This window comes from Sphingomonas sp. Leaf208 (genome assembly GCF_001421415.1).
Taxonomy (GTDB): Bacteria; Pseudomonadota; Alphaproteobacteria; order Sphingomonadales; family Sphingomonadaceae; genus Sphingomonas.
On sequence record NZ_LMKH01000001.1, the window covers coordinates 96,847 to 117,729 of the forward strand.

The window sequence follows — 20,883 nt, forward strand, 5'->3', positions numbered from 1 at the left end:
CTTGGAATTGGGGACGCGCGGCGGTGGTGGCCGGTCGATCAGAACGCTTGAAGGGGGTAAAAACGTTCCTCGACGATCCGCTCGGTCCGCTCGGTCATCGCTTCGACCCCACCGAACTGGAAGCCGAGCTGCGACATGTACGCGGCACAGGCGGCGATCCGACGTGCGCGTGTCTCTGGCGTGAGGTATTCGATCACCGCGGGCATGGCGGCAACGCGGTCTTCGCGATCTGCATAAGGCCAGTCTTCCCATAGCAACACGGTGTGATCGGCAGAGGACCGCCGGATCGCCTCCAGAACGACGTGATGGTCGACATGGTTGCCAAGGCACAGTGGCCCGAGGACGAGATCAGGCCGTTCCGTCGCGAGAAGCTCGGCTAATGAAGCCGCGACATCGACGACGATCCGGTCGTCGGGCAGCCGTGCCGCGAACAGCATCTTCGCCGAGGTGTAACCACGGTGCGGCGCCTCCAGGAACGGCAGATGGATCGCGCCCGCACCAAGCGCTTCGCATGCTGCGTGATCCTCGGCACGACGCAAAGCCATGTAGTCGACGTCCGCGCCAAGCCCCTTGTCGAGCTGGCAGGCGAGCGCGAACCCAGTCGGCTGCGCGACGTTGCCGGTGAAGCAGGTCGCGACGGTGACGTCCCAGCCCTGGTCGACGCGCGACGCCAGCAGCCCGCCGGCGGAGAAGGCGGCATCGTCCAGATGCGGCGATATCGCGAGCAGCTTCATTGGTCGGTCACAGCAGATGCGGCTCGCTGCGGAAACGGCAGGGCGTGATCGGCAGGTCGGTGTCGAAGGCGGCTTGGGGCTGGTTACGCAGGTCGCGGTAGATCCCGACGATCTGCTGGCCGACCGCATCCCAGCTATACACCTGGCGGCATTCCTCCAGCGCCGCGGTCGCCAAGCGCGTGCGCAGGTTCGTATCGGTGATGACGCGGGCCAGCGAGGCGGTAAGCGCGGGCACGTCGCCGGGATCGGTCAGCAGGCCATTCTCGTCGTCGCGGACGCAGTCGACGACGCCGACGGCGTGGCACGAGACGACCGCGAGGCCGCACGCCATCGCCTCGAGGATCGTGTTCGAGAACCCCTCGGCATAAGTCGGCGACACGAACACGTCGTGTGCACGGTAGAGTTCGGGGACCGCGTCATAGTCCGCATAGCCGCTGAACGTCACGCGGTCGGTAAGCCCGAGTTCGGTCGCGAGCGCCTGCGCGGGGTCGACGTCGGGACCGATGCCGGAGATGGTCGCGTGCCAGTCGCCGCGCACGTCCGGCAGCGCGTGGAGGAAGTCGAGCACGCCTTTGCGGCGATCGACGCGACCGTGATAGAGCAGGCGGACCGGACCTTCAGGCGCTGCCTTGGATGCCGGCGTGAAATGGTCGGTATCGACGGCCCCCGGAACGATCGTAAACCGGTCGAGTGCGGTGCCGAGCCGGTCGTGGACTTCGCCCGCGAAGCTGTTGCCGCCGATCAGCAGCGCACCGGCATGGTCGAGCACGCGGACCATCGAAAGCCGGTGCGTCTCGCAGCATGAGCCGACCCAATGCCCGTCACCGCCCTGGATCGACACGACGCAGGGCAGGCCGAGGAGGCGGGCCGCGATCATCGTCGCCCAGCCGGTCGGATAGCCATATTGCGCGTGGAGCATGTCGAACGGATTCACCGCATGGTCGCGCGCGATAGCCTCGACCAGCGCGTCGATATCGCGTTCAAAATCACCGCCATCCTGTTCGCCCAGCGCTTCGAGGCCGACGACGCGCACACCCGGTACCGGGGGCGGGGGGCCGCCGCCATAGACGCGGGCGCGTGCCGGATCGCCGTAATATTGGCTGATCATCGTCACGTCGTGGCCCGCCGCGACAAGCTGGCGCAACAGGTTGATCGCGTAGATCGACATGCCCGATATCGCGGGGAAAAAGCGGCGCGAGACGAAGCAGATCCGCATCAGGCAAGTGCCGCACGAAGATAGGCGATCGATTCCGGAATAGCCTGATGCGCGCGGGGGCTCTCGCGCGACAGTTCGACGCAGACCAGCTTGTCGAAGCCGATCGACTCCAGCGCGGTGAGGATGGCGGGAATGTCCATGTCGCCCTGGCCGAAGGGGAGGTGGCTGTGATCGCCGCGGCGCATGTCCTCGACCGCGACGGTGCCGAGACGGTCGGCATAGGCGCGCACCGCGGCCTCGGGGGCGATATCCTGCGTGACGAGGCAGTGGCCGGTGTCGAGCGCTAGCCGCAGGTCCGGGTGGCGGATCGCGAGCCGCGCATAGTCCGCGACGGTCTCGATCAGCATGCCGGGTTCGGGTTCGAGGCTTACGGGAATGCCGGTGCGCGCGGCATGCTCGACGACCTTGCCGAGGCCAGCGTCGAGCCAGTCGAGTGCGTCACCATGCGCTACTCCGGGCTTCGGCACGCCGGCCCAGAACGATACGGTCTCGGCATTCAGGATCGCCGCGACCTCGAGCGCGCGCGCGAGGAACGCAACGCGGCGCTCTCGGCCTTCGGGATCGGCCGTGACCAGCGTCGGTTCATGCTTGTCGCGCGGGTCGAGCAGATAGCGCGCGCCGGTCTCGATCACCGAACCCAGCCCGAGCGACCGCAGCAGCGCGCCGACCCGCTCCGCCTCGCGTGCCCAATCGTCGGCAAAGGGATTGAGGTGGTGATGATCCAGCGTCAGCGCGACGCCGTCATATCCGGCGTCCGCGATCAGGTGCAGCGCGTCGTCGAGCCGGTGGTTGGCCGCGCCGTTGGTGTTGTACGCGAACCGCAGCGTCATCGTGCCGCCTCCGTCTCAAGGCCCTGTTCGGACCAGGCGACGTGATGCGCTTCGGGTTCGCGGTAGAGCGGATAGAGCGGGCCGATGATTTCATCCGCCAGCGCGGTATCGAAGAACGGCTGACCGCCGAGCCGCGCGACTGCTTCCTCTGTGAGGCGGACGGGCCGGCGGGTTGCGCTTTCCTCGCCGCCGAAGCTGACCAGCGGGCTGCCGAGCGCGACCAGCTTGGCGACGTTGCGCTCGCCGATCCGGTAATAGCTCATCGTCTCGACCTCCATGCCCGGCACGATCACCTTGACGACCGCGACGCTGGCATCCGCGGGGGACATGTCCACGTAAAGGATGTCGAAGCCGGCCGCCTCGACCGCCTCCCGTGCCAACCGTCCGCGAGCCCGCGCATCGGGAACGTCCGCGCGCGGCAGGTCGGCAAAGGCGCGGCGGCTGCGCTCGGCGAGCATCGTGCCGGCGAGCCAGTCCCTGAGCGTCGCTGCGTCGACATCGGTCCAGCGCTGCATCTCCGAGAACGCGCGGCTGTCGCTCGATTTGGCGGCGCCGCCGGCCTGCGCCATGAACCGGTCGATATAGCCGAGTGGCGCGATCGTCTCGGCGAGCGCCATTGGGCCGTGTGCGAAGGCTTTCCGCGCGCGGCTGGCGGCGTATTCGGCGATCGCCTTGGCCAGCGCCTGCACCGCGTCGGGATGCGCCGCCTCGCCGCACGCCGTCGCCATGATCGGCACCGCGGGCTCGCGCGCATCGACACCGACGCAATAGACGTTGGCGAGGCCGAACTCGTCGGTTGCGAACTTCGGGATCACGCGGACATCGGCAGCGGCGAAGCGGTTGATCAGGTCGCCGATCTCGCCGGGCAGGCTCTCCGGCATGTCGATCGCGACGCCGCGGTCGAGCGCGCGGAACAGCAGCCCGTTGCCGTCGCGCTGGAGGATCTCGCACAATCCGTGGCCGATCGCCCAGTCGAGATCCGGCCCCGCGCCCATCCCGTTCGAGATGATCGTCGTGAACGGCACGTAGCCGGGTTCGAGCTCCTTGGCGGAATAAGCGGCGAGGTCGATCGGCACGAGGACGCTCGAGCCGTCCGCCCACCGCCTGGCCTCGACCCAGTCGAGCGGCGTTTCGCGGCCAACCGGGGAACCGGCAGGCAGGCACAGCGTCAGCGGATCGGCGATCCCGCTCTCGCCGCGTTCGCGGACGAGCTCGGCGTAGCTGCCGTGCGTCTTGCCGCGCGCCGACAGGGTGAGCGTCGGCCAGACCATTTCGGCGATCTCGCCCAGCGCACCCAGGATCGCGCCCTCGTCGGTCGCCCCATAGCCGACGCCGTACGGCATGATGCCGTTGAGGTCCGCAGTCTCCGGGAACAACGCGACCACCCAGACTGGGATGCCCACGCGGTCGATGCCGTCGATCGGAAACGCGACGATGTCGCCGGCGGGAAACGCGTCGAGATAGACGTGGCAGGCCGTGCCCAGCTGTTCGGGCAGGCCGGTGATAGTGCGGGTCATAGCGGGATCCTCTTCACGCCCGGCGCACGGGCCAGCGCCTCGTCGAGCACGGCGACGGCGACATCGCGACCGATTTCGGGGGCATATTCGAACGGGGTCAGCACGGCATCGAACGCCAGCGGTGCGATCACGTCTCGATATTGGCGGATCTCGCCGTGCGTCAGCGGGATGTCCTTGTGGAACGCCTTGTGGCTCGAGATCGCGTGGCTGACGCCTGCGGCGTCCTGGTCGATCTTGAACATGTCGCCGCAAAACAGGCGCTTGCCGACCGCATCGTGGAGCGCCGCCTGGCCTTCGTAATGGCCGCCGACGTGATGCAGCGTGTAGCCCGGCGCAATCTCCAGCACGTCGTCATACGGCGTCGTAACGCGGAACGCCTTGGTCATGCCGAGGTCGTTCTTGTGGATCGCGAGCATGTCAGGGTTGCAGTCGCGCTGGAGCTGGAACAGCGCGCCATAGCCATGCGCATGGCTGGCCGCGAGATAGCGGATCCCGCCGAGCCGCGCGATCTGCGCGAGCATCGCGGCGGAGTAATAGGGGGCCGCCTCGAACGCGATGTTGCCGCCCTCGCGCACGATCAGCCAGCCGGTGCCGCCGAGCCCGAGATGCGGCGTGGTGGTGAACGCCCAAAGATCGTCGGCGACCTGTCGCCAGCTGCCGTCGTGGGTTGCGGCGACATCCTGTTCGGGGAGGAAGCACCAACCGTCCTCGGGCAGGTCGTTGCGCGTATCGTTGCACACCGGACAATCGGCGGGCGCGAAATGGCGCTGCCAGAATCCACAATGCGCGCAGGCATACCAGCTCAGAGGCATGATCGCGCCTCGGTGTAGGCGGCGTCGAAAAGGCGCATCAGCGACAGGTCCCGGTCAATGGAGAAATCATGCGCGCCGCCGCGGACGGCGGCGGCAAACGCGGCGGCCTGCGCGGTGAACGGCGACAGCGCGGCGTCGAAGGGGAGGGCGGTCTCCTCGCCGGTGCGGGCGCAACGCCGGATCACGGTGCCGCCCTCGGTCTGGCCCATCGTGTCGGTCGCGACGAGCAGACCGTCCTCGCCGAGGATCTCGAGGCGACGGCGGGGCAGGACTTCGGGGCAGTTATAGGCGACGTGGCTCTGGACCAGGATGCCGCCTGCGGTGCGACCCGACAGGATGCCGCCATCGTCGACCGGATAGTCGTGGATGCGCCGTTGCAGGTCGATATGCAGGCGGGCGAGCGGTTCGTCGACCAGCATCGCCGCGAGATCGAGGCCGTGGAGCGCGAGATCGATGACGGCGCCGCCGCCCGCGGCCGCCGGATCGGCGCGCCAGTTGCAGCCGCCGCCTTCGCTGGAAGGCGACCAGCTCGGGTCGACCCAGCAGGCATAGACGATCCGTACCGCGATCGGTCGGCCGATGGCGCCGTCGCGGATCGCCTGCGCCATCGCGCGATGTGCGGGGTGATGGCGCTGGTCGAACGCGGTGCCGTAGAGGTGTCCTGCGACGGCCGATCCGATCGTCTCGGCATCGTCCAGCGTCGCGGCGATCGGCTTTTCACACAACACGGGCACGCCCGCCGCAACGGCCGCGCGGACCGGGTCGGCATGGAGATTGTTAGGCGTGGCGACGTAGAGGCAGTCGAGCGCGGCATCGGCCAGCATCGCCTCGGCGGTATCATAGGCGAGGATCCCGCCGGACATCGCGCTGGCCTGCGCCATCGGCGAGGGGTCGGCGATGGCAACCAGCGTCCCGCCCGCCGCGGCGATGCCGGGCGCCATATAGTCGCGCGCGACCCAGCCGAAGCCGACGATCCCCCAGCGCATGCTCACCACCGGGCCGGCAGGTCGAGGACCCGACGGGTTCGTGTGTCCTCGCCGGTGTCCGACAGCCATGTGGCAGCCGGGCCATATTCCGTCCGGTAGCGATCGGACGGCCAGCGCGGCGTTTCGCCGTCAAGCAACGGGTTCAATTGCAGGACCGCATCGGCAGTCGGCATCGCCAGTCCGCCGGTCAGCGGACGCGCCGTGCCGCCATCTGCCTCGACGATCGACCATGCCTCGATGGCGGGATCGTCGGACCATCGGGTCGATACGGGCGCGTCGATGGCAAGCAACGCCCGACGCAACTCGCGCTCGTCGTAGACGACGGCATCGGGAAACAGTCGTGCCCATTCGGACGAAGCGCGTGCCGGTCCCATTGCCCCGCCAGAGACGGCGGCGTTGTGGAGGTGGCTTACCGCAAGCATGCCGCCGGGTGCGACGGACTGGCGCAGCAGACCGGCAATCCGCGGCGGGTCGGGCAGGAAATAGAAGGCGTCGTGACATGCGACCAAGTCAAACTTCCGCGTTTCGACCGGCCACAGCGCGGCAGCGTCGAACACGACATACTCCGCGGCCGGTGCGACCCAGTGCTTCGCGAGCCAGCATTTCGAGAACACGACGTCCGCGCCGACGCACGCGACCCCTCGCGCTGTCAGTTCGCGGAGATAGTGACCGATCCCGCAGGCCAGTTCGAACGCAGTACCCGGCTCCCGCCAATGCGCCTCGAGTAGCGCGAGCCCGGCAAGATACGTCGGATCGCTCCAGCGATGCGCGAAATAATCCGCGACGGGCCCCATCCGCAGCAGCTCCATCGCCGCGCGCAGCGTCAGCGTGTTACGCTCGCTCACCAGCTGTTTCAGCTCGCCCAGATCGGTCGCGGGGCCGGTCCACCACGCATCCTGGTCGGTCAGTAACGCGACCAGCGCATCGTCCGGGCAGCCTGCGTCGAGATGGTCGAGTGCCACCCCAACCAGCCCCTCGCTGTCGGTCCGCAGATACGGGATGCCATCGACCACCGGCCAGCGCTCGCCGGGTGCGGCCAGCGAATGCGGCGTATCCGCGACGAGCGGCCGTCCGGTGACGGGCGAGCGATACGTCAAAACAGGCCGACGTCCGCCAGCACGCGGTCGTGGAACGTCTTGACCGGGCCGGCGTGGACGAGTTCGTAGGTGTGCAGGACGCTGTCCATCGTCGTCGAAGCAGCGCGCAGGTGCTGTTCAATCTCGAGTACGCGGTCGAGCACGTCGGCCGCATGGAACGCCCGCGCCGTCGGCGACGCGTCGCCAGCGATCGGCGCGATCGCCGCGCGAACCTGCGCCGCGACCGCCGGATCGAGCATCGCCATCGCCTGCTCGCGCGCGGCATGGATCACCCGGTCGAGCAGGTCGCCGAGCAGCACCTCGCCGGTGAACCCCGCGTCGGGCATCGCCGCATTATGGAAATGATGCGCCATCGACGCGAGGAACACCTCCGCCGGGTCCGCGCCGTAACCGGGTGCCGCGAGCACGCCGTACACCGCGACGATCAGGCAGTGCTCGGCATGGTTCTCCGGCGGCTGGAGCAACAGGCGCGGCCGACCCGGACAGGTGACGCCCGCACGCGGCTGCGTCGCGAGTTGCGTGACGAACCGCGGCACCGGCCCCACCGCCGGTGCGCCCTCGGGCAGTGCATTGCGGAGGTCGGCCGCGAGCGCCGGGTCGAGCAACACCGCCACCTCGTCGAACCCGCGTTCGAGCACGGCACACGCTTCCGCATCGGACAGCCCAAGCTCGGCCAGCGTCGCGCGATCGAGATCACCCAGTCGCGCCGCGGCGAGCGCGGCGGCGACCGTGCGACGCATCACCACCGCCGGCGCATCGCCCGCGGCCAGCGCCGCCCAGCCGCGCGCGAACAACCGGTCGGCGATAGACCCGTCGCGCTCCGCCGACCGGATCCGCTTCAGGTCGCCCAGTTCGCGCAGCAGCGGCAGATGCGCCGCACCCAGCGTCACCGGCGGTCGAGCCAGGTGTCGAGGATCAGCTGCTGCTCGCCGAACGCGTGGATGGGCTCACCGCCGTCGGCGGTCTGCGGCATCTTGAAGAAGATGCCCATCTGATCCTGCACGCCGCCTTCGCCGCGAGTCTGCGCCAGCGCCAGGCAGCGCGCGATCTCGATCGCCAGCGGTGCGGCGAGCACCGAATCCTTGCACAGGAAGTTCAGCTTCAGCTGCATCTTCTGGCCGAGGAAGCCGGTGAGATCGATGTTGTCCCACGCTTCCTTGTTGTCGCCGCGCGGCTTGTAATAGTGGATCATGATGATGTGATCCTCGACCGGATAGCCAAGGATCTGGTCGAGCACCGACTTCTTGGTATCGACCTTGGACGCGAGGCTCTTGGGATCGTCGAGCGCGAGGCCGTCCGAATTGCCGAGGATGTTGGTGGAGAACCAGCCGTCGACGTGCAGCGCGCGATCACGCAGCGCGGGCGCAATCACCGTCTTCAGCAAGGTCTGCCCGGTCTTGCCGTCCTTGCCCGCAATCGGCACGCCGCGCTGGCGCGCGAGTTCGGCGAGCGGTGCGACGTCGGCGGCGACCGACGGCGTGAAATTGGCGTAGGGCGTGTCGCTGGCGATCGCGGCATAGGCGTAGAGCATCGCCGGGCTGATCGCCGCGTCGTCGGCATCGAGACCGCGTTCGAAGCCCTCCACGCTGGTCAGCGCATCCGCACCAAGATCGGCCTTGCGCTCAGTCGAGGCGAGATTGATCATCACCACCCGGTCGAGGTTCTGCTCGGTCTTGAAGCGCGCGAGATCGTCCTGGATGTGCTGGACCGCGGCACGGTGGCCGGGCGCGGCGATCTTGTTGGCGCCGTCGATGTTCGCACAGAAGTCGGTCGATCCGACTGCCGGCCAGGGCCGCATGTCCGACAGGCTGGACGCCCCGTTGGCGAGCTCGCTCTCGCTCAACACGCCGTGCTTCAGCGCAGCGGTCGCCAGGTCGTCATGGCTGAGGTCCCAGCCGCCGAAATGGAGGTCGCGGTATGCTGCCATGCCGTCGACGTCGCGGCTAGCGAGCGGCAGGCCCGACAGGTCGTTCGACCCCGCACGGATCATCGCGATCCCCGCCGCCGCGGTGGTGGCCACCGCGCCATTCAGTCCGATCACTGCGATCCCGACCCGTTCGCCCATAATTACGTCCTCTCAAAACTGAGCGCGTGGCTAGCTGTCCGTAAAGTAAAGTCCACCGAAGTCTGCGGAAATTGCTGCTAAACTGCTCCGGGAATTACATATGTTGCTGTCGAGAGAGGGGAAGACGATGAGCCCTCGTCGGGGCGCCACCTCGTCAGGAGAGCCTTGTTGGCTTGATCGGATTCTCGACCCATAGTGTTGACCGAAAACCGCCAGATTGAACGTCGGGTCCGCTATCCGCCAGGGGGGCCGCAATCAGATCATTGGGATCGATGCCGTCGATAGGTCGATAAAGTTTCCCATCCCATGGTCCGATACAACGCCCGGCCAACCCCTTTCCGGCGGTGGTCGAGAGCTGTCAGGGTGCGGTCGTAAACAAACGCTTCCGCGGTGTCGGCCGCCAATCCGCTTGTCGGGACTCTCCAACTTTCGCAACGACGCACCGTCGTCATGAAGTCCCCGGTAAGCTCCACGTGCCACCTTCCGGGGAGCGCTGACCGCAGCGCATCGGGTGGGCTGCAACCTGGAGCAAATGGCCTGGGCGGCTAACCCCTTGAGCCAGTTCGACAAGGCCCAGTACGATTCGAGATTCCGTACGTTCTGTTCGGTGCGATCTGTGGCCGATCGGGCTTCTGCTTGATCATGGAGCGACCAACGAGCCCACGCCTTTCCTGCGCTAAGCGGGGGGCATTGTCGCATTGCCCTTCCGATCCGACCGCGTCATTGTCGCGCACTCAGGGGAGAATGGTGTGCGCGACAACATCTGGCGAGCGTATGGGCTGGCAATGCTGCTCGGATCGACGACGGCGAGCGCCCAACAACTGCCGCCCCCCGCCGACTCGCCGACCGCGGGTAGCGCGCAGGGGGACGTGTCGGTCACCATCTACAATAACGACATCGCGCTGGTGCAGGACGTGCGGTCGCTGGCCCTGGCAGACGGGCGAGTGCGGCAGAGTTTTCCCGACGTGAGCGCGTCGATCAGGCCGGAGACGGTATCGCTGACGGTGCCCGATGCCGCGATTGTCGAGCAGAACTTCGACTATGATCTGCTGAGCCCGTCGAGCCTGATGGAGAAAGCGGTAGGCGAGACGATCACGCTGGTGCGCACCAACCCCGCTACCGGCGCCGAGACCCGCGACCGTGCGAAAGTGTTGGCAGTCAATGGCGGCGTCGTGATCGAGGTGAACGGTCATGTCGAGGTATTGCGCGACGACGGACTGCCCGTGCGCGCGATCTTCGACCGGGTGCCCGATGCGTTGCGAGCCCGTCCGACATTGTCGGTGACGCTGGCCAGCACGCGTGCGGGATCGCGCCCGGCCACGCTGTCCTACCTGAGCCGTGGGCTAGGCTGGAGTGCTGACTATGTCGCTTTGTTCGACGACAAGAGCGGGACGGTGGACGTTCAAGGCTGGGTGACGTTGAAGAACACCAGCGGTACAACGTTCGGCAACGCCAGAACGTTGCTGGTCGCTGGCGAGGTCGGCAGCACGGATGATGACGGGAACGGCAATTACACCCCGCGCCGCCGCCGCATGACGACGACTCTGCCTGGAACCGAAAGTACCGCGCGCGGACAGATTGGCGACTTCTATCTGTACCCTTTGGCCGAGCGCACCACGATCGCCGACAAGCAGACCAAGCAGGTCAGTTTCCTCGACGCAAAGGGCGTTGCGGCAAGCGCGGGCTATCGTTTCGAGAATGGCTGGCTGGGCAGCTCGGACGAGCCACGAAGCGCGCAGTCGGTGCTCCGTTTCAGCAACTCGGGCGCGGCCGGCCTGGGCGACGCGCTGCCGGCGGGCGTAGTCCGGGTCTATGTCCGCGACGCGCGTGGCCAACCACAGTTCACGGGCGAGAACCGTATCGAGCATACTCCACAAGGATCGACGATCGCGCTGCCAACAGGCGATGCCTTCGACGTGAAGGTGCAGCCGACCACCGTATCGCGTACGCGGCAGGGTGATAGTCGATGGCGTACCGCGATGCGGTATACGCTGACCAATGCACGCGGCCGACCGGTGACGGTCGAACTCGTGCAGGGGGGGCTCGACGGGGGCGACGTGCGCGTCGTTGCGGATAGCGCCAAGGGCGAGCGTCTCAACGCCGGCACGATGACGTGGCAAGTCCCAGTGCCGGCCAACGGCACCGCGACGGTGACTGTGACCTTCGATACCCGCTACTGATGCGGCTTTGGCTGCTCCTCGCGCTGTTGGCGGGCGTGTTGTTGTCGGGAGGGGCGGAAGCGCAGACCCGCACGGCCATCGTTACGTCGTCCGCGCCCGATCACGTCGCGTTGACGGTATACCGCTCGCCTTACGGCAAGGGCGCGATGAACCTGCGGTATCTCGGTGGCTTCGCCCTGGTGACGGAGACCCGTCGCGTACGATTGCCTCGGGGATCCGCAGTGATCCGGTTCGAAGGCGTGGCGGAGGGGATCGTCCCTGTCAGCGCCATTGTCGACGGTCTACCTGGCGGCACGATCGAAAAGAACCGCGACGCCCGCCTGCTGTCGCCCGCCTCGCTGGTCGATGGCACGCTTGGTCGCGAGGTAACGCTGACCCGCACCGACAAGGTGAGCGGAAGGTTGGTGAGCGAACCCGCGACGATCGTCGCCGGCCCGACACCGGGGGTTATCCTGCGCACGACTGCCGGGATCGAGGCGTTGCGCTGTTCGGGTCTGGCCGAGCGGTTGAACTTCGCGCGGGTGCCAGCGAGCCTGTCGAGCAAGCCGGTGCTGAGCGTAACGACGACCAGCCCGACGGCGCGCACGGTCAAGGTGCGACTTTCCTATCTGTCCTCGGGCTTCGACTGGCGAGCGAGCTACGTTACGTCGCTTGCCGCCGACGGTCGCACGGTCGACCTGTTCGCTTGGCTGACTCTCGCCAACGGTAATCCGGAGATCTTCGCGAACGCGGACGTTCAGGCTGTCGCAGGCCGGCTCAACCGCGTCGCGGTTCCGGCGATCCCTGCGACGGCTGGTGCGCTGCGATTGGTCTGCTACCCGCTCGGCACGACGACCTCCGACCTACGGCAAAAGCAATTCGAGCTGGCCGAAGAGATCGTGGTAACCGGATCGCGAGTCATGGAGTTCGCGCTATCTGCGCCGGTTCCGGCACCGCCACCACCACCGCCACCACCACCACCGCCACCCGAGGACCTGGGTGACCTCAAGCTGTACCGCGTGCCGATGCCGACCACCGTCGCGGCCAGGGGACAGAAGCAGGTTGCCCTGATCGTTCAGAAGGCGGTGCCGGTCGAACGGCGCTATCGGCGCGCGGTGTATCCCGGACAACAACTCGACGGTGTGCCGACGTCGATCGTGCTGGTGCTGAAGAACGATAAACAGCACAGCTTGGGCGTGCCGCTGCCCGCCGGCAGCACTGCGCTCTACGCGGAGCAGGCAGGCGGGCGATTGCTTCTCGGTTTGGGAACGATCGGCGACCGCACAATTGGCGAGACGGTTCGTCTGGCCGCCGGCGTTAGTAGCCGTGTGACGCTAACCCAGGCAGTCGCCGTGCTGAGCCCGCTGGGGGCGCTGGCATCAGGAACCGCGGGTTCGCACGAGGCCGTCGTGACGGCGAGCAACGGCAACTCGTTTCCCGTGATGCTCGACGTGGCGATCGGCGCCGCGGGCCAGGCGATCGAAGCCGACGGCGACGAGGTTCGTCGTAGCGACGGAATTTCTACTTGGTCGCCGCTGCTGCCACCGGGTGGCAAGGCCGTGTTGCGTTACCGCTACTGACGTCCTGAGCTGACCAGCACGAAGGTCGTTGTCTCGGGCGGCCGTGTTGGCCTTGAGCGGACACTATGCCGAACGGCTCAACCGGTAATAAGATGAAGGGTGCGGGTGGCGGGGGCGATGGTGACGCCGCGGCCCCAGTCGAAGGCGAAGAAGTCCTGTTCGACGCCGTCCGCGAAGATCACCCCGCCGTCGTTCATCCGCGACGTGACCGCGAGCGGCACGCCCGCGAGTTTGCCGGCACGAAGCGAGGTTGCGGTCGCCACGCTGGGGAAGGGTTCACGCACGAAGAACCCGACTGCGCGCTCCTGCGGATCGAGGGGGAGGGCGGCATGCGTCGCCTCCATGATCGAGCGTGCCCAGCCCGTCGCGCCGGTCCCCGACGCAACGATCAGCCCGCTCGACGAGTGGTCCTCGGCCTGGTCGCCGCAGGTGATCCGGTAGCGCGCCGACTGGTGGCTGCGATGACCGACGAACACCTCGTTCAGCGCCAGCAGCCGCTCGCCGGTATCCAGCCGTGCCTCGACCATCGTCCGCTGCTCGGCCGGTGCCGCACCCGCTACGCTCGCAGGCAGCAGCGCGGACAGGCGCGCGAGCGGCACGCGCACCAGAACGCCGTCGTACAGATCGGGAGCGGGGTTGAGCCCGAGCACGGGCTGCCCGTCGAGATACTTCGCGACGTTGGCAACCAGCCCGTCCTGCCCGACCGCGACGATCACGTCCTCGGGGCCGAACAGGAAGCGGTCAAGGTCGGTACGAGCGACGCTCGCCTGGCGCCAGTCGTCGGGAACGAGCGAGCGGGCTTCGTGCAGCGTCGCGTTGAAGCGGCGGTGCCGGTCCTCGATCACGTCGATGTCCTGGCCCCGCGTCTCGAGAAAGAACTTTGCCTGCCCGCGCGTCGCGTGCCGCGCGAGCAGGAGGTCATAGTCGGTCTCGCGGGTGACGAAGACCGCGCGCGGGGCGTTGGTCGCCATCAGCGGGGCAGCGCAGTGTGCGCTGCCGGAGCGGCCGAGGCATTGCGGAATTCGCCGAGCACGGTCGCGAGGAGGTCGGGCGTGATGTTCAGATGCTCGATCGTATCGAGCTTGCCCGCCAGTTCGCGCGCCGCGAGCCCGAGCATCACCCCCGGCGGCAGGTCGCGGTAGATCGTCATCCGGGCCTGCTCCGCTTCCGCCTTGGCACTCTCGACCGTGCGGATGCGCTCGGCTTCCGCTCCCGCCTCGACCTGCTGCGCCTCGGCGAGACCAGTTGCGCGGTTGCGTGCGTTTTCCGCTTCCTGCGTGATGAGCAGCATCTCGCGGCGCGCGAGTTCGGTACGGTTGGCGAGTTCGTTCTCGGCGATCGCGCGTTCCTTCTCGACCGCGAGCGCGCGGCGTTCGAACGTCGCCTGGTCGGCCTTCTGCTGCAACGCCTCGAACGTCGGAGTCTGGAGCGCGCGTTCGAGTTCGCTCGATGGCGCGAGGTTGGTCAGGCGAACCGCGGTGACCGCGATGCCGATTTCGTTCAGCGCCGGATCGTTGGCGAGCGCAGCCTCGAGCTGGTGGCGCAGCGGCTCGGGACCGGCATCGAGCAGCGCCCGCACCGAGCCCTGCGCGAGATATTGCAGCGCCGCCTGGTTGACGAGCCCCGCGAGCCGGGTCTCGATCCGCTGGATCGGTTCGCTCTTATAGGCACCGGTTAGCAGGCCGAGACTGAAGTCGACGCGCGAGGCGAGCAGTTCGGGATCGGCGACATGCCAGGTCAGCGTTCCCTGGATCGCCACGCTCTGGAAATCCTGGCTGCGGCCCTTCACGAAGATCGCCATCTCGCGGTCGTCCATCGGCAGCTCGGCGATGCTCGCGGTCTCCGGACGGAACCAGAAGACCAGCCCGCGCCCGCTCTGCTTCACCTTGCCGCTGCGGTAGCGGATCACGTGGTTGCTCGCATCGCTGCGCAATTGGGCGAGGAAACCGAGGTTCTTGATCGAGGCCATGACGGTTACTCCTGTGTCGAATGGTGGCGGAAAAGCTCGGCGGGACGGAACGAGGCACCGGTCTCGCGTTTGCCGGTCGCCACCAGCAGGTTCGCGGCGAGCATGCGGCGGCGAAAGGCGGGCTTGTTGAGCGATCGCCCGAGTATCGTCTCGTGGACGTCCTGCAGCGCCCGCAGCGTGAAGCGTTCGGGCAGCAGCGCGAAGGCGACATCCGAGTAATCGAGCTTGCCGCGCAACCGCAGCATCGCGAGCCCGAGCATGTCGGCGTGGTCGAATGCGAGCGGCAGCGCGTCTCCATCCTGTGACCGCGCCTCGACCGGCCCGCCGGTCTCGCCGGACCACGGGACGACGAGTTCGGCCAATGTCAGGTCGGGAGAGGCTTTCAGCGCGGCTGCGAAGCGGGCAGGGGGAAGTAGTGCGAAATACGCGACGCTGATAACTCGGGTGCGCGGGTCACGGTCGACCGTGCCGAACGTGTAGAGTTGCTCGACATACGCGTCCGCCATCCGCACTTTCGTTTCGAGCACGCGGTGTGCCGCGGCATCGAGGCTCTCGTCGATGCCGACGAATCCACCGGGCAGAGACCACGTGCCGAGACAAGGATGCTCGGAACGCTGCATGAGCAACGCGGCGGGCCGGCCGTTGACGACGCTGGCCAGGATCAGATCGACCGCAACCGATGGGCGCTCGTACCGGTGTGGATCATATCCATCGAGAAACTCAGTCTCGTTCATCTCGCACCCATATATCCTTCTTGCACATTACTAATATGCGGGAGGGATATATGTCAAGGGTGGTCGTGCTAGGGGCGGATTACGGTTTGGACTGACGCGACGAGTTCAGCGTATCCCCTGCAAGGCGCCGTCCGATAGGTTGGCAGCCGCAGACAACTCCTAGATCACGTCAGAAGTGATAAGGATGACGGTCAGAAGGTACCGACGGATTTCGCCTGGGCGCGACTCGGTTGAACATGGCGAGGGGCCAGAGCCGCGATATCGTTCACGCCTGCCAGGGTCATCGTACGCTCGAACTCCTCCGTCAGCAGCGTCAATACGCGGTCGACCCCTGCCTCCCCGCCTGCTGCCAGGCCATACAGATAAGGGCGCCCGATCGAACACGCGGTTGCGCCCAGCGCCAGCGCCTTCACGATGTCCGAGCCGCGCCTGATGCCGCCGTCGCAGATGACGTCCGGCGCATCGCCGACGACGTCGCGTACCGCGGCGATCTGGTCGATCGGCGCGGGCGCGCCATCGAGCTGGCGACCGCCGTGATTGGAGACCATCACGCCGGTTGCGCCCGACGCGATCGACCGGCGCGCGTCCTCCGGCGTCATCACGCCCTTGATCGCGAGCGGGCCGTTCCATTCTCGCGCAAGCCATTCGACCTCCCGCCAACCGACTGACCGATCGAACTGGCCGCCGATATAGTCGAACAGGCTCATCGGCCCCGATGCGAGCGCGTCGATCTTGTGGCTGACGTTCGCGAGATCGAATTTCGATCCTGTCAGCGCGGGCAGCGACCATGAGGGATGACGCGCAAAGCTCATGAGCGACTTGAGCGTCAGCTTGGGCGGCAGCGACAGTCCGCTGCGCCGGTCTCGCTCGCGGTTGCCGGCGACGGGCGTATCGACGGTCAGCGCCAGCCCGTGGAAACCTGCGTCCCGGCAGCGTGCGACGAACTCCGCGGTCAGGCCGCGGTCCTTGAAGATATAGATCTGGAAGACCTTCGGCCCGGCATATGCCTGGGCAAGGTCTTCCAGCCGCGTCGTTCCCATCGTCGACAGGCTGTAGAGGATGCCGTGCCGCGCGGCAGCGCGCGCCACGGCGAGTTCTGCATGGCCGTGGAACATCCGGGTAAGGCCGGTCGGCGCCAGCATCAGCGGCCAGCGCGATGGCTGTCCGAACAGCGTCGTGCCGGTCCGGATCGTCGAGACGTCGTTCAGCACGTCAGGCACCAGCTCGTAGTGCGAGAACGCATCGACGTTTCGGTGCAGCGACACCTCGTCGTCGGCGCCACCGTCGATATAGTCGAAGATAGGGCGCGGCAGCCGCTCGCGCGCCATCAGGCGCAGGTCGGCAACATTGTTCGCCCGTCGAAGTCGCGTCATGGTTTCGCGCTCATTTGCATGTCTCGGCTATCACAAAATGAAGTCTCGTGGCGTTAACGTAATGGTTCCGCTCAGCCGGATGATGGAATCGGGTGACGGGTCGCCGTCCAGGTTGACCATCACCAGCGTGGCACCGCCTTCGAACGCGATGCGGACCTGGCCTGGTCCGGTGAACGGCGCTGTGCCTATGAACTTGAGTGGCAGCACGGCGAGCGCCGACAGGTCGATGCGATCGCCTTCGGACTGCGAGAAGTCGGTGATCCGATCTTCGCCATCTGGCGAGGTGCCGCTATCGTTGCGATCGAGATAGACGAACCGATCGGCGCCAGCCCCGCCGGTCAGCACGTCGGCGCCGCCATGGCCGATCAACCGGTCTGCCCCCGCCAGTCCCGCGACCCATTCGGCCTTGCCGCTGCCGTCGACCGTCAGTGGCATGCCGCTCGCCGGTCCGTAGGTGGGGGAGATCGAATTGCCCGTCTTGAACTGTGCGCTGAGTGCGTTGGTTGCCGCCGTCTGGTCGGCTACCGACAGCCAGTCGGGCAGGCCGAGCGCGGCGGCGTAGGTGGTCGGCCAGTGCGCGCCGATGACGTCGATCGCGGCGCCGAGCCCCGGCAGCCCGGTGAACGCGGGCAGATAGTTGTTGATACCGATCCGCACCACGCCGTTCAGCAGTACCGGATCGTTCGCGGCGGTGAAATCGACCATGCGCGCCGCCGCCAACTCCGGGTCGACCCCGAAGTGCGCTGCGGCCGAGGCGAGCCAGTTAGGCGCGCCGAATGCGAGGAAGTCGGACCGCGCGTCGGTTGCGGCCACGCCGTGCGTCTTGAGCGCATAGGCCAGGATATATTGGGTATAGCCCGTGCCCAGCGAATGCCCGGTGACGTGAATGCGCGCATTGGCATAGCGCGGATCGTTCAGCAGCCGCTCGTAGACCTGCGTCGCGCGCGCCGCCTCGTCGAGGGGAATGCCCGCGAGGATCGATTCACCCTGGACGGCGTCGAGCCCCTGCGCGCCGGCGAAGGCGAGAATTACGTCCGTAACCCGGCCGTCGGCGTCAACCTTGTCGACGATGCCGTCGAAGAAGTCGCCGCCGCTGGTCCGTTCGACGCGCGCGTTGACGTAGCCGCCGCCGAGGATGATCGGCGTGGTGAGCAGCTGCCAATAGGCACCGAACCACACGCGATCCTGCAAGGTTACATGACTCGGCAGGCCGCACTTGGTCGTACCTGGTGCGGGTTCGGTCGAGCCGGCGGAGCTGGTGAGCGCAGTGCAGGGTTCCGGGGCTGATGCGGTCGAGGCGGCGGGTGACGGCGTGGCTACCGATGCAACGATGCTGCCGCTGACGATACGAATTGGCGCCGACCCCGACACAAGTCCCGATCGTGCGGACAGGCTCAGGGTCCCGGCCATCGCCAATCCGGCGCCCGCCACGATCGCTACTGATAGCAGAAGCTTTTTCACCGTCGCTCTCCCACGCCATACCGCCTCGCCGATGTTCGGGATGGCAAACGCGGCAGGATGACGTCGTCCCGACGCGTCTCCCCCGTGATTCGGATCTCGGGGGAGCGGTCGCAATCTGCGCGCGTTCGGCGCAAGCGGCGAAACCATTTGCTGTGCCCATCCGCTGCATGGCTGTGCTCGTGGATAGGCATACGGCGCGTCGAACCAGGTTTTCGCGTATACTTGCGAAGTGGCGATCAGCGGTGGGGGAATAAGCGCGTGAGTGTACGTCATCGACTGATCGGCAAGGCGGCGCGGCTGGTCTGGCGTATCGGCAAGCCACGCACGATCGGCGTTCGCGCGCTGCTGCTGGACCGCGACGGGCGGGTCGCGCTGGTGCAGCATACCTATGCCGATCACTGGTATCTGCCGGGCGGCGGCGTGAAGAAGGGCGAGAGTATCGCCGCCGCGCTGTTGCGCGAGCTTGCCGAGGAAGTGGCGATCGCCGACCCGGTGATCGAGCGGGTGCTCGGCGTCTATCACAGCCGCGGGGAGGGCAAGGACGACCACATCGTGATCTTCGTCGTACGAACCGCGGCGAGCGGTGTTCTCGCCCGCGCCGACTTGCGGGAGATCGAACAGGCAGGCTGGTTCCCGCTGGGCGACCTGCCGGAGACAACATCGCCGGCGACCCGACGGCGCATCGCCGAATACCAGCAGGGCGCGACCGGTACCGGGGCCTGGTAACGCGGGCGCTGGTCGGCCCACCGGACTGCACGATAAAAGCAACGATGCGCATAACGTGAGTTCGCGACGTACTTTGCCGGACTGCTACCTTAGTCCTCCGACCGCGGCTGCGGATTGGGAGGAGAGAACATCGTGAGCCAACCCATCGTCTCGACCGCCGACGGTATCGTGCAGGGGAGTGCCGCGGGCGACGTACGGCGGTTCGTCGGCGTGCCCTACGCCGCGGCGCCGGTGGGTGCGAACCGGTTCGCGCCGCCACAACCGGTCGTGCCGTGGCGAGGCGTGCGCGACGCGACGGTGACCGGCCCCAATGCGCCGCAGCGGACCAAGGCGTTTCCCGGCCTCGATACCGTGCCGCTGATCGGCGAGGGTTGGGCGCCGGGCGACGACTATCTGACGGCGAATATCTGGCGGCCCGATGACCACCGGACTGGCCTGCCGGTGATGGTGTTCATCCACGGCGGCGGGTTCGTGATCGGTAGCAAGGATGCGCCGGTGCAGGACGGCAGCACGTTCGCGCGAGACGGCGTGATCTGCGTCGCAATCAATTACCGGATGGGCGTGGACGGCTTCCTGCCAATCCCCGGCGTGCCGACCAACCTTGGTCTGCGCGACATGATCGCGGCGCTGACATGGGTACGGGACGGGATAACCGTGTTCGGCGGCGACCCGGGCAACGTCACCGTGTTCGGTGAGTCCGCGGGCGCGATGGCGATCGCCGACCTGATCGCCTCGCCGCTCGCCAAGGGATTGTTCCGGCGCGCGATCATTCAAAGCGGGCATGGCGGAATGACGCGCCCGGTCCCGGTGATGCAGCGGCTGGTGAAGAAGCTGGCCAAGATCCTGAAAATCACGCCCGACGCCGCCGGTTTTGGCAGCGTAGCGTATGACCGCCTGATCGACGCGGTCGAGGCGGTATCGACACCGACCGCGCGGATCGATTTGCGCGACGAGGCGGGTCGCGAACCGGTGTTCGGGATCAGCCGCTTCGTTCCCGTCCACGGCGACGACGTGCTGCCCCAGCGTCCGCTCGAAGCGCTGGCGAACGGCGCTGGCGCGGAGGTGGACCTGCTGATCGGTACCAATGCCGAGGAGATGAACCTGTATCTCGTTCCCACCGGCGTGCGTGACAAGATCGGGCGGTTGCTGGCGACCTATGTCCTCCACAAGTCGCAACCGCAGGCGCGCAAGGTGCTGAAGGCCTACGGGATCGGGACGAAGGGCAGGAAGCCGGGGCAGGCGCTGACCGATGCGATGAACGATCTCGTCTTTCGCTGGCCCGCGCGTAGGTTTGCCGAGGCGCACAAGGGGCGCACGCACATGTACGAGTTCGACTGGCGCTCGCCGATGTTCGGTGGCGAGCTGGGCGCGTCGCACGGCATGGAACTGCCGTTCGTGTTCGACGCCTTGGCGTGTGCGACCGGCGAGCAGGGTCTGTGCGGACCCAATCCGCCACAGGATCTGGCCGAACGGATGCACGCGCTGTGGATCCGGTTCGCGACCGACGGCCGCCTGCCCTGGGGCGAATTCGATGCCGAGACGCGGCAGGTCTATTCGCTTGTCCAGCAGAATGCGCGACATGAGCCCGTCATGCCGGCCGCACCCTTCCTGCCCTGAGGACCGA

General features: G+C 67.1%; 18 protein-coding genes. 4 read left to right on the top strand and 14 right to left on the bottom strand.

What is annotated here, in order from left to right; translation table 11 throughout:
* Nucleotides 1-38: 38 nt before the first annotated feature.
* From ASE69_RS00385 to ASE69_RS00425, 9 genes are read right to left on the bottom strand one after another with little or no spacing between them, the layout of a single operon-like run.
* Entirely contained in the window at nucleotides 39-734 is a 696-nt protein-coding gene (locus ASE69_RS00385; RefSeq protein WP_056481383.1) for a PIG-L deacetylase family protein, read from the bottom strand.
* A 7-nt stretch (nucleotides 735-741) separates the two neighbouring features.
* A complete protein-coding gene (locus ASE69_RS00390; RefSeq protein ID WP_056481386.1) occupies nucleotides 742-1,950 on the bottom strand; it encodes a glycosyltransferase family 4 protein in 1,209 nt (402 codons plus the stop codon).
* Entirely contained in the window at nucleotides 1,950-2,780 is an 831-nt protein-coding gene (locus tag ASE69_RS00395) for a sugar phosphate isomerase/epimerase family protein (RefSeq protein ID WP_056481388.1), read from the bottom strand. The genes ASE69_RS00390 and ASE69_RS00395 overlap by 1 nt, the downstream gene beginning before the upstream one ends.
* Nucleotides 2,777-4,297, bottom strand: a complete 1,521-nt coding sequence (locus ASE69_RS00400; RefSeq protein WP_056481391.1) for a YcaO-like family protein — start codon at nucleotides 4,295-4,297, stop codon at nucleotides 2,777-2,779. Before ASE69_RS00400 ends, ASE69_RS00395 begins: the two co-directional genes overlap by 4 nt.
* Nucleotides 4,294-5,109, bottom strand: coding sequence for a hypothetical protein (locus ASE69_RS00405; protein ID WP_056481394.1), 816 nt, complete (start codon nucleotides 5,107-5,109; stop codon nucleotides 4,294-4,296). Before ASE69_RS00405 ends, ASE69_RS00400 begins: the two co-directional genes overlap by 4 nt.
* The gene (locus ASE69_RS00410) at nucleotides 5,100-6,095 is read right to left on the bottom strand and encodes a Gfo/Idh/MocA family protein (protein ID WP_156362075.1); all 996 of its coding nucleotides are present in this window, start codon (nucleotides 6,093-6,095) and stop codon (nucleotides 5,100-5,102) included. Before ASE69_RS00410 ends, ASE69_RS00405 begins: the two co-directional genes overlap by 10 nt.
* A 2-nt stretch (nucleotides 6,096-6,097) precedes the next feature.
* The gene (locus tag ASE69_RS00415) at nucleotides 6,098-7,192 is read right to left on the bottom strand and encodes a class I SAM-dependent methyltransferase (protein WP_056481400.1); all 1,095 of its coding nucleotides are present in this window, start codon (nucleotides 7,190-7,192) and stop codon (nucleotides 6,098-6,100) included.
* Entirely contained in the window at nucleotides 7,189-8,082 is an 894-nt protein-coding gene (locus ASE69_RS00420; RefSeq protein ID WP_056481403.1) for a hypothetical protein, read from the bottom strand. Before ASE69_RS00420 ends, ASE69_RS00415 begins: the two co-directional genes overlap by 4 nt.
* Nucleotides 8,079-9,257: an inositol-3-phosphate synthase gene (locus ASE69_RS00425; protein ID WP_056481407.1), complete on the bottom strand. Its 1,179-nt coding sequence runs from the start codon at nucleotides 9,255-9,257 to the stop codon at nucleotides 8,079-8,081. The genes ASE69_RS00420 and ASE69_RS00425 overlap by 4 nt, the downstream gene beginning before the upstream one ends.
* 785 nt (nucleotides 9,258-10,042) lie before the next feature.
* Between ASE69_RS00425 and ASE69_RS00430 the strand changes: the two genes are divergently transcribed.
* Both ASE69_RS00430 and ASE69_RS00435 read left to right on the top strand, forming a co-directional pair.
* On the top strand, nucleotides 10,043-11,437 hold the full coding sequence (locus tag ASE69_RS00430) for a DUF4139 domain-containing protein (protein ID WP_056482874.1): 1,395 nt from the start codon (nucleotides 10,043-10,045) through the stop codon (nucleotides 11,435-11,437).
* Entirely contained in the window at nucleotides 11,437-12,996 is a 1,560-nt protein-coding gene (locus ASE69_RS00435; protein WP_056481410.1) for a DUF4139 domain-containing protein, read from the top strand. The genes ASE69_RS00430 and ASE69_RS00435 overlap by 1 nt, the downstream gene beginning before the upstream one ends.
* Before the next feature lie 77 nt (nucleotides 12,997-13,073).
* Here the strand turns inward: ASE69_RS00435 and ASE69_RS00440 are convergent, their stop codons facing one another.
* From ASE69_RS00440 to ASE69_RS00460, 5 genes are all read right to left on the bottom strand, one after another.
* Nucleotides 13,074-13,967, bottom strand: a complete 894-nt coding sequence (locus ASE69_RS00440; RefSeq protein WP_056481415.1) for an NAD(+)/NADH kinase — start codon at nucleotides 13,965-13,967, stop codon at nucleotides 13,074-13,076.
* Complete coding sequence (locus ASE69_RS00445) at nucleotides 13,967-14,965, bottom strand: SPFH domain-containing protein (protein ID WP_056481417.1); 999 nt, start codon at nucleotides 14,963-14,965, stop codon at nucleotides 13,967-13,969. The genes ASE69_RS00440 and ASE69_RS00445 overlap by 1 nt, the downstream gene beginning before the upstream one ends.
* 5 nt (nucleotides 14,966-14,970) lie before the next feature.
* On the bottom strand, nucleotides 14,971-15,699 hold the full coding sequence (locus ASE69_RS00450) for an NUDIX hydrolase (protein WP_056481421.1): 729 nt from the start codon (nucleotides 15,697-15,699) through the stop codon (nucleotides 14,971-14,973).
* Between the two features lie 191 nt (nucleotides 15,700-15,890).
* Nucleotides 15,891-17,072 carry an alpha-hydroxy acid oxidase gene (locus tag ASE69_RS00455; RefSeq protein ID WP_056481424.1) on the bottom strand — a complete coding sequence of 394 codons (1,182 nt, stop codon included), beginning with the start codon at nucleotides 17,070-17,072 and terminating at the stop codon, nucleotides 15,891-15,893.
* A gap of 30 nt (nucleotides 17,073-17,102) precedes the next feature.
* Entirely contained in the window at nucleotides 17,103-18,533 is a 1,431-nt protein-coding gene (locus tag ASE69_RS00460; protein WP_162236817.1) for a M10 family metallopeptidase C-terminal domain-containing protein, read from the bottom strand.
* 258 nt (nucleotides 18,534-18,791) lie between these two features.
* Here ASE69_RS00460 and ASE69_RS00470 point away from each other — a divergent pair, with 258 nt between their 5' ends.
* Nucleotides 18,792-19,259: an NUDIX domain-containing protein gene (locus tag ASE69_RS00470; protein WP_056481437.1), complete on the top strand. Its 468-nt coding sequence runs from the start codon at nucleotides 18,792-18,794 to the stop codon at nucleotides 19,257-19,259.
* 132 nt (nucleotides 19,260-19,391) lie between these two features.
* Complete coding sequence (locus ASE69_RS00475) at nucleotides 19,392-20,876, top strand: carboxylesterase/lipase family protein (protein ID WP_056481439.1); 1,485 nt, start codon at nucleotides 19,392-19,394, stop codon at nucleotides 20,874-20,876.
* Nucleotides 20,877-20,883: the final 7 nt, after the last annotated feature.

What these genes read in the sequence shown, in the direction of transcription:
- ASE69_RS00440 (WP_056481415.1), bottom strand. Translation starts at nt 13,967, where the DNA reads ATGGCGACCAACGCCCCGCGCGCGGTCTTCGTCACCCGCGAGACCGAC.
- ASE69_RS00450 (WP_056481421.1), bottom strand. Translation starts at nt 15,699, where the DNA reads ATGAACGAGACTGAGTTTCTCGATGGATATGATCCACACCGGTACGAG.
- ASE69_RS00455 (WP_056481424.1), bottom strand. Translation starts at nt 17,072, where the DNA reads ATGACGCGACTTCGACGGGCGAACAATGTTGCCGACCTGCGCCTGATG.
- ASE69_RS00435 (WP_056481410.1), top strand. Translation starts at nt 11,437, where the DNA reads ATGCGGCTTTGGCTGCTCCTCGCGCTGTTGGCGGGCGTGTTGTTGTCG.
- ASE69_RS00385 (WP_056481383.1), bottom strand. Translation starts at nt 734, where the DNA reads ATGAAGCTGCTCGCGATATCGCCGCATCTGGACGATGCCGCCTTCTCC.
- ASE69_RS00430 (WP_056482874.1), top strand. Translation starts at nt 10,043, where the DNA reads ATGCTGCTCGGATCGACGACGGCGAGCGCCCAACAACTGCCGCCCCCC.
- ASE69_RS00405 (WP_056481394.1), bottom strand. Translation starts at nt 5,109, where the DNA reads ATGCCTCTGAGCTGGTATGCCTGCGCGCATTGTGGATTCTGGCAGCGC.
- ASE69_RS00410 (WP_156362075.1), bottom strand. Translation starts at nt 6,095, where the DNA reads ATGCGCTGGGGGATCGTCGGCTTCGGCTGGGTCGCGCGCGACTATATG.
- ASE69_RS00390 (WP_056481386.1), bottom strand. Translation starts at nt 1,950, where the DNA reads ATGCGGATCTGCTTCGTCTCGCGCCGCTTTTTCCCCGCGATATCGGGC.
- ASE69_RS00395 (WP_056481388.1), bottom strand. Translation starts at nt 2,780, where the DNA reads ATGACGCTGCGGTTCGCGTACAACACCAACGGCGCGGCCAACCACCGG.
- ASE69_RS00445 (WP_056481417.1), bottom strand. Translation starts at nt 14,965, where the DNA reads ATGGCCTCGATCAAGAACCTCGGTTTCCTCGCCCAATTGCGCAGCGAT.
- ASE69_RS00400 (WP_056481391.1), bottom strand. Translation starts at nt 4,297, where the DNA reads ATGACCCGCACTATCACCGGCCTGCCCGAACAGCTGGGCACGGCCTGC.
- ASE69_RS00425 (WP_056481407.1), bottom strand. Translation starts at nt 9,257, where the DNA reads ATGGGCGAACGGGTCGGGATCGCAGTGATCGGACTGAATGGCGCGGTG.